We start from the raw sequence: 14,771 nt of genomic DNA, 5'->3' as shown, positions 1-14,771 counted from the left end.
CGCCAAGATGGACGACTACATGATCAAACGGAACGAGACCGCCCGCCCCTTCAAGTGGACCTACGCCGCCAGCCCCCTCCAGGAAGCCTGAACCCCCCTCCACGAACTTTCGCGGAGCAGCACTAGGGTTCGGGGATGACGACCGTGCCGCCGCCGACCGTGTCCCTGTCCGCCGACGAGGCCCGCCGGATCGCGCTGCGCGCGCAGGGTTTCCTGGGCGCGCCCGACCGCCGGGGCGGTGTCCGGGGCGTCCTGCGCCACCTGGGCGCGGTCCAGCTGGACACGATCTCCGTCCTGGCGCGTTCGCACGAACTGATCCCGTACGCACGCCTGGGCGCGGTCGGCCGGCCCGCCGTGGAGGCGGCGTACTGGTCGGACCGGCACGCCTTCGAGTACTGGTCGCACGCCGCCTGCATCCTCCCGATCGAGGAGTGGCCGCACTTCGCGTTCCGCCGTCGCGCCCGACGGGCGCGCGGCCACCGCTGGCACGTCCTCCAGGACAAGGAGCGCTCGACCAGGACGGTCCTGGACCGGCTCCGGGCCGAGGGTCCGCTCACCTCCACCGGGCTGGGCGGCGCCAAGAACGGCGGCGAGTGGTTCGAGTGGTCCGAGACCAAGATCGCGGTGGAGTGGCTGCTCGACACGGGCGAGGTGGTCTGCGCCGAGCGACGTGGCTGGAAACGCGTGTACGACCTGCCCGAGCGGGCCGTCCCGGACGCCCTGCTCCACGACGACCTGGACGACCGCGAGTGCCTGCGCCGGCTGGTGGCGCTGGCCGGCCGGTCGCTGGGCGTCGGGACCCGCGCGGACATCGCGGACTACCACCGCCTGGGGGGAGCCCAGTTCGACGCGGTGGTCGAGGAGTCGGGTCTGGTTCCGGTGGAGGTGGCGGGCTGGTCCAAGCCGGCCTGGGCCGACCCGGCCGCACTGGGGTCGGTTCCTCGGGGCCGGCACCGCACGACGCTGCTCTCGCCGTTCGACTCCCTGGTCTGGGACCGACCGCGCACCGAGCGGATCTTCGGGTTCACGCACCGCCTGGAGGCGTACGTGCCCAAACCCAAGCGGATACACGGGTACTTCGCCATGCCGTTGCTGGCCGGCGGGCGGCTCCGGGGCCGGGTGGACCCCGCCCGGGAGGGCACGACCCTGGTGGCCCGCCAGCTCTCCCTGACCGATCCCGCAGCCGCCCGTCCCATGGCCGAGGCGCTGCGCGAGGCGGCCTCCTGGGTCGGCTGTGACACGGTGCGCGTCGAGCGCGCCGGCACCGCGGCCGAGGCGGCGGCCGTCACGGCGGAACTGGCCGCCCTGTAGGGCGCGCCCGCGGGGGCACGCCCGCGCGACCGGCTAGCGGATCTCCAGGATCTTCTCCCGCATCGCGTACACCACGGCCTCCATCCTGGAGTGCAGTTGCAGCTTCTCCAGGATGTTCCGCACGTGGTTCTTCACGGTGTTCTCCGAGATGAACAGTTCCTTCGCGATGTCGCGGTTGTTCATCCCGGTGGCGACCAGCTTCAGGACCTCCAGCTCCCGGTCCGTGAGCCTCGGCGCCGGCACGAGCCGCCGCTCGTCCGTCCGTTGGATCATCGACTTGAACTCGGTGAGCAGCTTCGACGCCATCGAGGGGCTGATCTGCGACTGGCCGTCCGCCACGGCCCGGATGGCCGTGGCCACTTCGTCCGTGGAGATCTCCTTGAGGAGGTATCCCGTCGCGCCCGCCTTGATCGCGTCGTAGAGGTCGGCCTCCTCGTCGCTGATCGTCAGCATGATGATCTTCGCGGAGGGGGCGACCTCCTTGATCGACGTGCACGCCTCGATCCCGCCGCGCCGGGGCATCCGCACGTCCATCAGCACGATGTCCGGCAGCAGGTCGGCGGCCTTGTCCACCGCCTCCGCGCCGTCACCGGCCTCGCCGACGACCTGGATGTCCTCCTCCTGCGCGAGGACGATCTCCAGCCCGCGCCGGAAGAGTGCGTGGTCGTCGACCACGAGCACCCGAATGGGTTCCCCCGCCGTGTCACCGGATTCACCGGAACCGGCGACGCCGTCACCGCGCGTCCCCCGCCCCACCTCACGACAGCCCGCGCCGTCGTCACCGCGCACCGGCCCGAAGCTGTCCGCCATCGTTCCTCCCCCTGCATGTGCTGAGCTGCCGGTCCAACCCGACGGGGTCGGCCGCCGCTTGACCGCTCGCCATGATTCCATGCCCGCGGCACCGGGAGGGGGCCCGACGAGGACCCGGCCGGCTCATACGAGCCGTACGGGTGCCCTCGCGGGACGCCCGCAGGCGTCCCACGAGGGCAAGGGTCGAGTGGTCAGCCGCCGAGCGATCCACCCGCGCCGCCGCGCGGCTCCTCCGCGCTGGAGGCACCGTCCGGGTTGACGTGGATGACGCCGTAGTCATAGGCGTGGCGCCGGTAGACGACGCTGGGCAGCTTGGTCTCGGAGTCGACGAACAGATAGAAGTCGTGACCCACCAGCTCCATCTCGTACAGAGCCTGGTCCAGCGACATGGGCGACGCCGAGTGGGTCTTCTCCCGGACGATCAGGGGGCCTTCGCCCTGCACGTCGAGGGGTCCGACCTTGGTGGTCGGCACTCCGTCGGTCGCCTCGTCCGTGACGAGCTCGCCGTTGCCGTCGAGCTGCGCGACGCCCGGCACGACGTCGGCGACCTCGGCCGCGGACAGCCGGCCGTTGCCGCGGCGGGTGTACCGCTTGTCGTGCTGCTTGCGCAGCCGGGCCTCCAGCTTGTCCTGAGCCAGGTCCAGCGCCGCGTACGCGTCGGCGGCTGCGGCTTCCGCCCGAATGACGGGGCCCCGCGAGTGCAGTGTGATCTCCACGCGGTCGGAACGGTCGGCCTGCCGCGGGTTGTGCTCCTTGGACACCTCGACGTCCAAGCTGATCACCTTGGCGTCGAGCTTCTGGATCCGCTCGGGATTCAGCTTCTCTGCCACGTGCTTGCGGAACCGCTCGGGCACTTCGGTCTTGCGGCCCTTGACGACGATGTCCACGCAGAACTCCGTTCCCGGATAACTCCGCCACCAGGGGCGAAGTGTCTCCCTTTCGCACCAGACCCCGGTGTTCACCGGAGCCTCGGACTTGGCGACTTTCACCTCCTCCTCCCCCATCGGCAAGATCTACATCCCACCGACTTCGGAGTAGAGGGACACCCTCTGACCGAAGATCCCAAAAAGATCCCGAAAACGGGCGGCCTGGTGCTCCGATGGCATGGGGCCCAAGGATCGCCAGTTCCTCACAACCGAACATATCCCTCAATGCCGGTTGTCGGCACCCGCTACCGGAACCTACCTCCGTTCAGGTGGTGCTTCCCTCTTACTACCTGCAACGATGCGCCTTCCCCGGCAGTTCCTGAACTATTCGCGAGTTTTTCGTCCCACACGGGTTGTCGACCGAATCCGAACGAAAGACTCCGCGGGTACGAACGAGTCCGCGGGGGCCGCGACCACCGCGGCTGCCACCGGCCACAGACCGCCTGCTCGCAGCGCCCGGGACGCCTCCGCCAGCGTCGCCCCGGTCGTGACGAGGTCGTCCACCACCACGATCCGCGCCCCGGCCGCCGACCGCACCCCGGCCGGTCCCGCCGCGAGGGCGCCGGCGACGTTCTCCCGGCGTTCCCGCGCCCCGAGGTCCGCCTGGTCCGCCACCCGCCGGCGCAGCCTCAGCGCGGGCACCACGCGCGCGGGAACCCCCTTCCCGCGCAGACCCGCCGACGCGGCCAGCGCGATCCTGCGCGCGGGATCGTGCCCGCGGGCCCGGGTCCGGTGTCGCGCGGAGGGCACGGGCACCAGAACCACCTCGCCCGACGTCCCCGCCGCCCCACCGCCGGCCCCACCCGGCAGCGACAGCAGCACGGCGGCCGTGAGGGCGGCCCCGAGCGGGCCGGCCAGGGGCAGCGCGCCCCGCTCCTTGTGGGCCAGTACGATCTCGCGGACGGCGTCGGCGTACACCGCGCCCGCGTGCACCGCGGGCAGTCCCGGGGGCGCCGGCGACGGCCGTACCCGGCCCGCACCGGCCCCTCCGAGCGCCTCCAGGCACTCCGGACACACCGACACCCGCGCCGCCCCGCAGCCGGCGCAGTCCACCGGCAGGACCAGCCCGGACAGCTCCCGCCACCACTCCCGCACCCGAGGCACCCGCACACCGCGACCCTGCCGGCGCGGCCCGGCCGGCCGCCACCCCTGTGGACAACCACCGGGCAGCCGGGCAGCCGGAAGGATCAGCCCGACGCCGCGTCGGCCCCGGAACCGACCGGGTCAGCCCGGGTAGACCGGGGCCCGGCCGCCGGCCGCCACCGTGCGCCACTGCGCACCCGGCGGCAGCCACACGATGCCGTCCTCGTCGGAGGAGGCCACCACGGGCTGCGCCTCGTCCTCGTACGCCCCGATCCCGGTCAGGCCGGCCGCTCCGGGCAGGCTCGCCGCCACCATCGAGCCGTCGGCGAGCATGTAGCGGGCCTGCGTGATCCCGCCGTTCTCCTTGCCCACGACCAGCAGCCTGCCGCGCGGCGCCCAGCTCATCGCCATCACGTCCGCCATCTGCGGGGCCGCCGGGCGCAGTTCGCGCACCGACACGGGCGAGACGTCGCCCTTGCGTTCGGGCCGCTCGATCCGACCGACGTACAGGTTCTTGCGGTCGTCGCCCTTCTGGACGAGCAGCGCGATCCGCACCCCGTCCGGGGAGGCCTTCAGTCCGGTGATCTTCCCGTCGTCCAGGCCCGCGACGTCGACCTTGTGCGGGGTGCCGGTACCGCCGGGCACCCGCCACAACCCCTGGTTCTGCGGATCGAGGTCCGCGACCCACAGGTCGCCGTGCGCGTCCCAACTGGGCGCGGACAGCCTGCCCTTGCTGGTCAGCAGCGCCGGTGGCATCGGGCCGGCGGTCGTCATGTTGACCACGTGGAGCCCGCGACCGTCCTCGGAGACCACCGCGGCCCGCTTCTCGTCGTAGGTGACGGCGGCGGAGCCCACCTTGAACGTGGCCGCGGTGGCCAACGGTCCGGGCACCGACTCGGGCTTCTCCTGCGGCTGCTGCTCCTCCGCGGCCACGTTGAGCGACATCCGGACGAGCCGGAAGTCCTTGTCCACGTAGTACTGGTGCACCTGGCTCGGCACCCGGTTGGCCAGCGGCGCGGCGGAGGCGCGCGTCACCCAGCACAGCGTGGTCTTGCCGTCGGCGCGCTGGAGTTCGACCCGGTCCAGCCGGGAGGCCGTCAGGTCCTTGATGGTGTAGAGGAGTTGGGTGGCCATCTTCTGGCACTGCGACTGCGGGACGTGCGCGGCCTTGTTGTCGAGCTTGAGCGGCACGCGCAGCGTGTTCTGGCCGTCCAGGGAGAGCGACTTGGTGCCCGGGGCCAGTTCCGTCCCGGTCAGGAAGCTGGTGGTGACGACCGGCCCGAGCCATTTGGAGGGACCGGCGAGCAACGACTGCACGGTCTGGGTGGTCGGGTCCATCCGCGAGTCGGGATCGCTGCGCTGGCGCACGTACACCGGGTCGTTGACCAGCGTCCCGTCGCCGAAGTAGTACTTGTTGACGGGCTTGTAGATGCGCTGGAAGTCGGACTCGCTGAGCACGAGGGTGCTGGGGGGCGTCGCGATCCGCCACTGGTCCTTGAACTTGACCAGCTGGAGGTACTCCTCGTAGCGGCCGCCGCCGGTCTCCGGCTGGTAGGCGCTGCGCTCGTCCACGGTCGCCAGCTTCTTGCCGGTGACCTTCCAGCGGTGCCCCTCGGACTCCTTGTCGCCCTGGACGGGGAACCGGTCGAGGCCGGCGGAGAGCACGGTGACGGTCGAGCCGGGCTTCCAGTTCTTCGCCGCGTCGTCGGTGAGGTACTTGCGGGCGGTCTCCAGCTGCGGATCGTCGCTGGTCATCGCCTCCAGGAAGCCGTCGACGATGTCGGTCGGGCTGGCCTTGTCGGCCGGCGGCACGCCGAAGACCCGCACCTGCGAGTCGACGCCCTGCGAGGCTCGCACCTCGCGGACCTCGCCCCGGTCGGGCATGGAGGCGCAGCCGGCCAGCAGCAGCCCGACCGCGCCGACGGCGACGCCGGCCCGTGCGGTGCCCCGCCGCGGCGCCCGTGCGCCCGCGGGCTCGCGCTCAGCGTCCACCGGATCCATCCTCCTGGGTTGCCTGGTCGGCCGGCCGGGCGACGACGCGCGCTCCGTTGCCGGGCAGCGCCGTGGGGTCCGCGGGCACCGGCACGGCTCCGGCGACGGCCGAGCGCGGCGGTATCGCGGAACGCTCGGCGGTGGAGGCGCCCGGACCGCCCTGCCGGCGTCCGTCGCCGTTGCCGCGGGCGTCGCCGCGGCCCGCGGCCTCGGCGGCGGCCCTGGCCCGGTTGGACCGCGAGTCCTCCGGCTCCAGCGGGATCGGGGATCCGCGCAGCGGTTCGTCGGCGGTCCTGGGCAGGGTGAGCCGGAACTGCGAGCCGCCGCCGGGCTCGCCCCAGGCCTGGAGCCAGCCGCCGTGCAGCCGGGCGTCCTCGACGGCGATCGACAGGCCCAGGCCGGTCCCGCCGGTGGTGCGGGCGCGGGCCGGGTCGGCCCGCCAGAAGCGGTTGAACACGCGGGTGGCCTCGCCCGGCTTGAGTCCGACCCCGTAGTCCCGTACGGCGACGGCGACGGCCCCGCCCGCGGACGCGAGCCGCACCACCACGTCGCGGCCCTCGCCGTGTTCCACGGCGTTGACGACGAGGTTGCGAAGGACCCGCTCGACGCGCCGCGAGTCGGCTTCGGCGATGACGGGCTGGGTGTCGCCGAGGACACGGATCCGGCTGCCCTTGTGCTCGGCGAGCGGCTCGGCGCCGTCGATGACCCGGCGGACGACCTCGCGCAGGTCGATGGGTTCCGCCTCCAGCGCGGCGGCGCCCGCGTCGAACCGGCTGATCTCCAGCAGGTCGGCGAGCAGCGACTCGAACCGGTCGAGCTGTCCGGCGAGGAGCTCGGCGGAGCGCGCGGTGACGGGGTCGAAGTCGACGCGCGCGTCGTGGATGACGTCGGCGGCCATGCGGACGGTCGTGAGCGGGGTCCGCAGCTCGTGCGAGACGTCCGAGACGAACCGCCGCTGCATCCGGGAGAGGTCCTCCAGCTGCTGGATCTTGGTGTGGAGGTTCTGGGCCATCTTGTTGAAGGCCTCGCCCAAACGGGCGATGTCGTCCTCGCCGGTGACCTTCATCCGCTCCTGGAGCCGCCCGGCGGAGAGCCGCTCCGCGATCCCGGCGGCCATCCGCACGGGGTTGACGACCTGGCGCACGACGAGCCAGGCGATCGCGCCGAGCAGTACGACGACGAACACCCCGGCGGTGGCGATCGTGACCTTGATCAGGTTGAGGGATTCCTCTTCCTGGCTGAGCGGGAAGAGGTAGTACAGGTCGTACGGGGCCCCGTTGATGTCGGTCAGGCGTTTGCCGATGACCAGCGCGGGCTCGGGCGCCTTCTCCTCGGCGCCCGCGGTGTAGCGGATCTGGGAGAACGTCTTGAACGTGCCGGTGGCGTGGTTGACGGCCCGCCGCAGCGAGGCCGGGACGCTGGCCGTCGGATCGACGTTGCCGGAGGCGCGGGCGCCCTTGACTCCCTGGGCTCCCGGACCGGGGCCGCTCTCCTCGCCGGTGCCGGCGCCGAGCGCGGCGACCTCGAAGGCGGTCTGGCCACCACTGGCCAGCTGCTTGACGAGGGAGTTCATCCAGGTGCTGGCGTCGCGCCCGACCTTGTTGTCGTTCGCGTCGGGCCCGTCCGCCGCGAACGGCGTGTTGGCCTTCTCCTGTGCGACCGCGAAGCCTCCCGCGGCCTGGCTCTGGGCGGCCTCCTCCTTGGCGTCGAGGAGCCCCTTGCTGACCTGGGCGATGACGACGAAACCGAGCGCGAGGACCACGCCGAGCGACATCAGCAGGGTCGCCGCGACCACCCGGAGCTGGATGTTGCGCCGCCAGATCCGGACAGCCGGAAGCAGCGGCCGTCGTGCGAGGTGCACGAACAGCCGCAGCACAGGGCCGCCGGGTGCTCCGTCCCGGAGCAGCCGGCCGCCCCGCAGGACCCCCCTGCGGGGGCCTCCCCGGGGCATGCCGGCCTTCATCTCAGCTCGGCCCGGCCTTGTAGCCGACACCGCGCACCGTCACGACGATCTCGGGCCGCTCCGGGTCCTTCTCGACCTTGGAGCGCAGTCGCTGTACGTGCACGTTGACCAACCGGGTGTCGGCGGCGTGCCGATAGCCCCAGACCTGCTCCAGCAGCACCTCACGGGTGAACACCTGCCAGGGCTTGCGCGCGAGGGCGACCAGCAGGTCGAACTCCAGCGGGGTCAGGGCGATGGACGCACCGTCGCGCTTGACCGAGTGGCCGGCCACGTCGATGACCAGGTCACCGATGGTCAGCTGCTCGGGCGCGGGCTCCTCCGACCGGCGCAGGCGGGCTCGGATGCGGGCCACCAGCTCCTTCGGCTTGAACGGCTTGACGATGTAGTCGTCGGCCCCGGATTCGAGGCCCACCACCACATCGACCGTGTCGCTCTTGGCCGTGAGCATGACGATCGGCACTCCCGACTCCGCCCGGATCAACCTGCAGACCTCTATGCCGTCCCGTCCGGGCAGCATGAGGTCGAGCAGGACCAGATCCGGCTTCGCCTCCCGAAAGGCAGCCAGCGCCTTGTCACCGTCAGCTACGAACGACGGCTCAAAACCTTCTCCACGCAGCACAATGCCGAGCATCTCGGCCAGCGCGGTGTCGTCGTCGACGACAAGGACTCGTCCCTTCATGCTTGACATCATCCCATTAGCTAATCGTTACCTGGCGGTGAGCTGTCCCACAGCCAAAAGGGCTGGAAATCGCCCCTCGGACCTGCGTGGTGATCAGGGCGACCAGTCTGCCCCGGATCCGAGCGACAATTGAAGGCGCGAGCGGCTCGGATTCCGGGGGAGGGCCGGTCCGCTCGACGTTCCCACGTGGCACGATGGCAGCCAAACCAGCGCCCCCGCCGCAGCAGACGCACGTGAAGGAGCGACATGAACGACTCTCCGGGCTGGGCTACGCCCGGATCCTCCCCTTCCGACGACCGCAGCGGTCAGGGCGGCCAGGGGAGCCAGGGCTCCGGCAGCGAGGGCGCAGGCGGCACACCGCCGCCCGCACGGCCCGCACAGCCCTCCGACGACCCCCGCTGGTCCGCCACCCAGCCGCCGCCCGGCCAGTGGTCGAGCCCCGGCACCGAGGCACCGACCCCCGCGCAGGCCCCCCAGCCCCCGCAGGGCCCCGGCTGGGGAGCCCCCGGCCAACAGCCCGGCGCCCCGGGCGGCCCCTCGTACGGATCCCCCTACGGCGGCCACTACGGCGGCCCGTACGGCCACCCCGGAGCCCCCTGGGGCCCGCCGCCCGCCGCCAAGCCCGGTGTCATCCCGCTGCGCCCCCTGGGCCTCGGCGAGATCCTCGACGGCGCCGTCAGCACCATGCGCAGCCACTGGCGCTCGGTCCTGCCGATCACCCTGCTCGTGGCCGTGATCGTCCAGGTCGTCGGCGTGCTCGTGCAGAAGTACGTCCTGGAGGACCTGGAGACGTACCCCCGCGGCGGTTCGGCGATCGACGTGTCCGTCGGTGACGTCGCCGGATACATGGCGCTGACGAGCGCCACCTACCTCGTCCAGATCCTCGGCACGATCCTGGCCACGGCCATGCTCACGATGATCTTCAGTCGGGCGATCCTCGGCCAACGCTCCAGCGTCGCCACCGCCTGGCGCGAATCCCGTTCGCAACTGCCGCGCCTGATCGGACTCACCCTGCTGCTGGGCCTCGCGCTGGTCGTGGCCGTCGGCGTGCTGATCCTGCCCGCCATCCTCTTCAAGAGCATCGGCCTGGCGTTCCTGACGCTGTTCGTGGTGGCCCCGGTCGCCGTCTGGCTGGGCATCGCCCTCAGCCTGGCCTCGCCCGCGCTGATGCTGGAGAAGAGCACCGTCTTCAAGGCCATCGCCCGCTCCTGGAAGCTCGTCAAGGGCTCCTGGTGGCGCATCTTCGGCATCACCCTGCTGACCGGCCTCATCACCGCGATCATCACGGGGATCATCTACTACCCGCTCTCGATGATCGGCGTCTTCGCCTTCGGCAACGGCCTCGACAGCGTCATGGACGGCACCGCCTCCAGCTCCTGGGGCTTCCTGATCCTCGGCGGCGTCGCCCTGATCATCGCGCAGACGATCACCATGCCGATCCAGGCCGGCGTCACCGTCCTGCTCTACGTCGACCAGCGCATCCGCCGCGAGGCCCTCGACCTGGACCTCGCCCGGGCCGCCGGAGTCGACACCCCCGCCACCGACCCGCACCCGGGCGCCGCCCCGGGCCACGGGGGCTGACGGACCGATGAGCACGGGGGGACTCATCACCATCGGCGCCGCGGCCCTGCTGCCCGGCGCCGAGACGCCACCGCTGACGACGCCGCGCGACGCAGCCCGCGAGGCCGCCGAACGCGAACTGTCCAAGGCGGCGTACCACCGCAACGACCCGGGCCTGATCCAGCGCGCCTTCGACCGGTTCTGGGAGTGGCTGGGCGACTTCCTCGACTCCGCCTCCGGGGCGACCCCCGGAGGCGGCTTCGGCCTGCTCGCCGTCCTCGTCCTGATCGTGCTGGCCGTCGCCGCCCTGTGGTGGCGCCTCGGTTCCCCCCGCCGCACCGCGGCCGGCCCGGGACTCCTCTTCGACGACGGCCTCCGCAGCGCCGCCGACCACCGGGCGACCGCCGACGCCCACGCCGCCGCGGGCCGCTGGACCGAGGCCGTCCAGGAACGCATGCGGGCCGTCGTCCGCTCCCTGGAGGAACGCACCCTCCTGGACCCGCGCCCCGGCCGCACCGCCGACGAGGCCGCCACCGAGGCCGCCGTCTCCCTGCCGGACCACGGGGCGGACCTCCGCGCGGCGGCCCGCGCCTTCGACGACGTCACCTACGGCGGCCGCGCCGGCGATCCCGACACCTACGACCGCCTGCGCACCCTCGACATCACCCTGGAACGCGCCAAGCCGCTCCTGACGGGACCCACGGCATGACCGGCACCACCGCCCCGAGCCCGACCGGCGCCCCCGGCCCCGCCAAGGACCCCGCCGCCGACGTCCCCCGCACCCCGTCGGGCGGCGCGGCGACCGGCGGCGCCCTGTGGTGGGTCCGCGCCCGCGGCTTCCTGATCGCCACCGGCGTCCTGCTCGTCGGCGCCGTCACCCTGGCCGCCCTCCAGTCCGAGGAACGTCACGGCTACCTCGACCCCCGCTCCGCCGACCCGTACGGCAGCCGCGCCGTCGCCGAACTCCTCGGGGAACGCGGCGTCACCACCCGCGTCGTGACCACCGCCGCCGAGGCCGCCGCCGCGGCCGGCCCCGACACCACCCTCCTGGTCACCGACCCGGACGTGCTCGGCGACACCCCGCGCGGCACCCTGCGCTCCGCCATGGACCTCTCCGGCGGCCGCACGGTCCTCCTCGGCGCCGGCGGCCGCAGCCTCACCGACCTGGCCCCCGGCGTACGCACCGCCTCGTACGCCGGCCAGGAGAACCTGGACCCCGGCTGTTCCCTGCCGGCCGCCGTGTCCGCGGGCCGCGCCGCCACCGGTGACAGCCTCCGCTACACCACCGACCTCCCGGGGGCGGTCGCCTGTTACCCCAGCGACGGCCACCCCACCCTCCTCGTGCTCCCCGGCACCACCAAGGGCGGCGACACCGTCCTCCTCGGCTCCGAGTCGATCCTGCTCAACCGGGAGCTCGCCGAGCAGGGCAACGCCTCCCTGGCCCTGCAACTCCTCGGCTCCCGAACGGAACTCGTCTGGTACCTGCCGGGCCTCGCCGACCAGAGCGGCGAGACCGAGCCCTCCGCCGAGGAGAAGTCCCTCTTCGACCTCATCCCGGCCGGCTGGGGCTGGGCCCTGCTCCAACTCTTCGTCGCCGCCGTGCTCGCGGCCCTCTGGCGCGCCCGCCGGCTCGGCCCCCTCGTCACCGAGAAACTGCCCGTCGCCGTCCGCGCCTCCGAGGCCACCGAGGGCCGTGCCCGCCTCTACCGCCAGTCCGGAGCCCGCGACCGCGCCGCCACCGTGCTGCGCGCCGCCTCCCGGGAACGTCTCGCCTCGCTGGTCGGCGTACCGGCCGTCCAGGCCCACGAACCCGGCAATCTGGTCCCCGCCGTGTCCGCCCGCCTCTCCGCGGACGGCGCCCAGGACCTCACCGCCCTCCTCTTCGGCACCACCCCCGCCGACGACGCGGCACTCGTCGCGCTCGCCGACCACCTCGACGCCCTCGAAAGAGAGGTCCGCACCTCATGACGGCCACCACGGACAGCGCCCGTTCCTCACTGGAAGCGCTCCGCACCGAGATCGGAAAGGCCGTGGTCGGCCAGGACTCCGCCGTCACCGGTCTCGTCGTCGCGCTCCTGTGCCGGGGTCACGTCCTCCTCGAAGGCGTCCCCGGCGTCGCGAAGACCCTTCTGGTCCGCGCCCTCGCCGCGTCCCTCGAACTCGACACCAAGCGAGTCCAGTTCACCCCCGACCTGATGCCCAGTGACGTCACGGGCTCGCTGGTCTACGACGCCCGCACCGCCGAGTTCTCGTTCCAGAACGGCCCGGTCTTCACGAATCTCCTCCTCGCGGACGAGATCAACCGCACGCCCCCGAAGACCCAGTCCTCCCTCCTCGAAGCGATGGAGGAGCGCCAGGTCACCGTCGACGGCGTGCCCCGCAAGCTGCCCGAGCCGTTCCTCGTCGCCGCGACGATGAACCCGGTCGAGTACGAGGGCACGTACCCCCTCCCGGAAGCGCAACTGGACCGGTTCCTGCTCAAGTTGACCGTCCCGCTGCCCTCCCGCGAAGACGAGATCGGCGTCCTGACCCGGCACGCCGCCGGCTTCAACCCGCGCGACCTGCACGCCGCCGGTCTGCGCGCCGTCGCCGGCCCTGCGGAACTCGAAACCGCCCGCAAGGCCGTCGAGACGACCACCGTCTCCCCGGAGATCGCCGCGTACGTCGTCGACATCTGCCGCGCCACCCGCGAATCGCCGTCGCTGACCCTCGGCGTCTCCCCGCGCGGCGCGACCGCCCTGCTGGCCACCGCCCGCGCCTGGGCCTGGCTCGTCGGCCGCGACTACGTGACGCCCGACGACGTGAAGGCCCTCGCCCTGCCCACGCTCCGCCACCGCGTCCAACTGCGCCCGGAGGCCGAGATGGAAGGCGTCACGGCCGACGCCGTCATCACCGCGATCCTGTCCCACGTCCCCGTCCCGCGCTGATGGCCCTCACCGGACGCGCCGCCCTGCTCGCGGCACTCGGCAGCATCCCCGTCGGCATCCTCGAACCGAGCTGGACGGGGATGCTGGCGGCCAACGGCCCCCTGGCCCTGGCCTGCGCGCTCGACTACACCCTCGCGGTGCCCGTCCGCACGCTCACCCTGGCCCGCTCCGGCGACACCTCGGTGCGCCTCGGCGAACACGCCGACGTCCACCTCACCCTCACCAACCCGGGCACCCGCAAGCTTCGCGCCCGGGTCCGTGACGCCTGGCCCCCGAGCAGTTGGCGCCCGGGCACCGAGAGCGCCGCCTCCCGCCACACCGTGTCGGTCCCCCCGGGCGAACGCCGCCGGCTGACCACCCGGCTGGTCCCGACCCGCCGCGGCGACCGCCGGGCGGACCGCGTCACGATCCGTTCCCTCGGTCCCCTGGGCCTGCTGGCCCGCCAGGGCACCCACACCGTCCCGTGGACGGTCCGGGTTCTGCCCCCGTTCACCAGCCGCAAGCACCTCCCGTCCCGGCTGGCCCGCCTGCGCGAACTGGACGGCCGTACCAGCGTCCTGACGCGCGGTGAGGGCACCGAGTTCGACAGTCTGCGCGACTACGTCCCGGGCGATGACACCCGCAGCATCGACTGGCGGGCCACCGCCCGCCAGAACAAGGTCGCCGTCCGTACGTGGCGCCCCGAGCGCGACCGGCACATCCTCATCTGCGTGGACACCGGCCGTACGGCGGCGGGCCGCGTCGGCGACGCCCCCCGCCTGGACTCCGCTTTGGACGCGGCGCTCCTCCTGACCGCCCTGGCCGTCCGGGCCGGTGACCGGGTGGACCTGTTGGCCCACGACCGCCGGCCGCGCGCCCAGGTCCAGGGCCGCTCGGCCGCCGACACCCTGCCCGCCTTCGTCAACGCCATGGCGACCCTGGAGGCGGAGCTCGTCGAGACCGATGCGCGTTCCCTGGTGTCCATGGTCCTGCGCAGCGCCCCGCGCCGTTCCCTGGTGGTCCTGCTGACCACCCTGGACGCCGCCCCGATCGAGGAGGGTCTCCTTCCCCTGCTGCCGCAGCTGACCCAACGCCACACCGTCGTCTTGGCCTCGGTCGCCGATCCCCGGGTGGCGGAGATGACCACGGCCCGCGGCAGCGTCGACGCCGTGTACGAGGCCGCTGCCGGCACTCAGACCCGTTCTCAACGCGACCGCACGGCGGACCAGTTGACCCGCCACGGTGTCCACGTCGTCGACGCCGCCCCGGACGACCTGGCCCCGGCACTCGCCGACGCCTACCTCGCCCTCAAGGCCGCCGGCCGCCTGTAGCCCCGACACTGAGATGCATGGCGGAAGGCCCGACGGGGTTCACCACCGCGTCGGGCCGGTCCGATGAAAACCGTCCTGACCCGAAATGGGTCTGGAACGCAGAAAAGCCCCGCACCCTGAAGGGTGCGGGGCTTTCCCACAATGATTGTTCGGCGGCGTCCTACTCTCCCACAGGGTCCCCCCTGCAGTACCATCGGCGCTGAAAGGCTT

At 72.7% G+C, this 14,771-nt stretch carries 12 protein-coding genes; 6 read left to right on the top strand and 6 right to left on the bottom strand.

The window, feature by feature from the left end:
* Window positions 1-135: 135 nt before the first annotated feature.
* The gene (locus OTB19_RS38470) at window positions 136-1,311 is read left to right on the top strand and encodes a winged helix-turn-helix domain-containing protein (protein WP_267803444.1); all 1,176 of its coding nucleotides are present in this window, start codon (window positions 136-138) and stop codon (window positions 1,309-1,311) included.
* A 33-nt stretch (window positions 1,312-1,344) separates the two neighbouring features.
* Here OTB19_RS38470 and OTB19_RS38465 read toward each other — a convergent pair whose 3' ends face one another.
* From OTB19_RS38465 to mtrA, 6 genes are all read right to left on the bottom strand, one after another.
* Window positions 1,345-2,121, bottom strand: coding sequence for a response regulator (locus tag OTB19_RS38465; RefSeq protein ID WP_267803443.1), 777 nt, complete (start codon window positions 2,119-2,121; stop codon window positions 1,345-1,347).
* A gap of 191 nt (window positions 2,122-2,312) precedes the next feature.
* On the bottom strand, window positions 2,313-3,008 hold the full coding sequence (gene hpf, locus OTB19_RS38460; RefSeq protein ID WP_267803442.1) for a ribosome hibernation-promoting factor, HPF/YfiA family: 696 nt from the start codon (window positions 3,006-3,008) through the stop codon (window positions 2,313-2,315).
* A gap of 363 nt (window positions 3,009-3,371) precedes the next feature.
* Complete coding sequence (locus OTB19_RS38455; protein WP_420716997.1) at window positions 3,372-4,157, bottom strand: ComF family protein; 786 nt, start codon at window positions 4,155-4,157, stop codon at window positions 3,372-3,374.
* A 114-nt stretch (window positions 4,158-4,271) separates the two neighbouring features.
* Complete coding sequence (locus tag OTB19_RS38450; RefSeq protein ID WP_267803441.1) at window positions 4,272-6,122, bottom strand: LpqB family beta-propeller domain-containing protein; 1,851 nt, start codon at window positions 6,120-6,122, stop codon at window positions 4,272-4,274.
* Entirely contained in the window at window positions 6,112-8,073 is a 1,962-nt protein-coding gene (gene mtrB / locus OTB19_RS38445; protein WP_267803440.1) for an MtrAB system histidine kinase MtrB, read from the bottom strand. The genes OTB19_RS38450 and mtrB overlap by 11 nt, the downstream gene beginning before the upstream one ends.
* Window positions 8,074-8,086: 13 nt before the next feature.
* On the bottom strand, window positions 8,087-8,776 hold the full coding sequence (gene mtrA / locus OTB19_RS38440) for a two-component system response regulator MtrA (protein ID WP_200904315.1): 690 nt from the start codon (window positions 8,774-8,776) through the stop codon (window positions 8,087-8,089).
* Between the two features lie 234 nt (window positions 8,777-9,010).
* Between mtrA and OTB19_RS38435 the strand changes: the two genes are divergently transcribed.
* From OTB19_RS38435 to OTB19_RS38415, 5 genes are read left to right on the top strand one after another with little or no spacing between them, the layout of a single operon-like run.
* A complete protein-coding gene (locus tag OTB19_RS38435) occupies window positions 9,011-10,345 on the top strand; it encodes a glycerophosphoryl diester phosphodiesterase membrane domain-containing protein (protein WP_267803439.1) in 1,335 nt (444 codons plus the stop codon).
* 7 nt (window positions 10,346-10,352) lie between these two features.
* On the top strand, window positions 10,353-11,033 hold the full coding sequence (locus OTB19_RS38430) for a DUF4129 domain-containing protein (RefSeq protein ID WP_267803438.1): 681 nt from the start codon (window positions 10,353-10,355) through the stop codon (window positions 11,031-11,033).
* A complete protein-coding gene (locus OTB19_RS38425; protein WP_267803437.1) occupies window positions 11,030-12,292 on the top strand; it encodes a DUF4350 domain-containing protein in 1,263 nt (420 codons plus the stop codon). Before OTB19_RS38430 ends, OTB19_RS38425 begins: the two co-directional genes overlap by 4 nt.
* Entirely contained in the window at window positions 12,289-13,251 is a 963-nt protein-coding gene (locus OTB19_RS38420) for an AAA family ATPase (RefSeq protein WP_267803436.1), read from the top strand. The genes OTB19_RS38425 and OTB19_RS38420 overlap by 4 nt, the downstream gene beginning before the upstream one ends.
* The gene (locus tag OTB19_RS38415) at window positions 13,251-14,561 is read left to right on the top strand and encodes a DUF58 domain-containing protein (RefSeq protein WP_267803435.1); all 1,311 of its coding nucleotides are present in this window, start codon (window positions 13,251-13,253) and stop codon (window positions 14,559-14,561) included. The genes OTB19_RS38420 and OTB19_RS38415 overlap by 1 nt, the downstream gene beginning before the upstream one ends.
* Window positions 14,562-14,771: the final 210 nt, after the last annotated feature.

The organism is Streptomyces sp. H27-H5 (genome assembly GCF_026627505.1).
GTDB lineage: Bacteria > Actinomycetota > Actinomycetes > Streptomycetales > Streptomycetaceae > Streptomyces.
Note: the sequence above shows the minus strand (reverse complement) of the source record. Positions and strands in the feature narration are given on the sequence as shown.

Coding starts and splice junctions, on each gene's coding strand:
- OTB19_RS38470 (WP_267803444.1), top strand. CDS start 136: ATGACGACCGTGCCGCCGCCGACCGTGTCCCTGTCCGCCGACGAGGCC.
- OTB19_RS38465 (WP_267803443.1), bottom strand. CDS start 2,121: ATGGCGGACAGCTTCGGGCCGGTGCGCGGTGACGACGGCGCGGGCTGT.
- mtrB (WP_267803440.1), bottom strand. CDS start 8,073: ATGCCCCGGGGAGGCCCCCGCAGGGGGGTCCTGCGGGGCGGCCGGCTG.
- mtrA (WP_200904315.1), bottom strand. CDS start 8,776: ATGATGTCAAGCATGAAGGGACGAGTCCTTGTCGTCGACGACGACACC.
- OTB19_RS38435 (WP_267803439.1), top strand. CDS start 9,011: ATGAACGACTCTCCGGGCTGGGCTACGCCCGGATCCTCCCCTTCCGAC.
- OTB19_RS38430 (WP_267803438.1), top strand. CDS start 10,353: ATGAGCACGGGGGGACTCATCACCATCGGCGCCGCGGCCCTGCTGCCC.
- OTB19_RS38425 (WP_267803437.1), top strand. CDS start 11,030: ATGACCGGCACCACCGCCCCGAGCCCGACCGGCGCCCCCGGCCCCGCC.
- OTB19_RS38420 (WP_267803436.1), top strand. CDS start 12,289: ATGACGGCCACCACGGACAGCGCCCGTTCCTCACTGGAAGCGCTCCGC.
- OTB19_RS38415 (WP_267803435.1), top strand. CDS start 13,251: ATGGCCCTCACCGGACGCGCCGCCCTGCTCGCGGCACTCGGCAGCATC.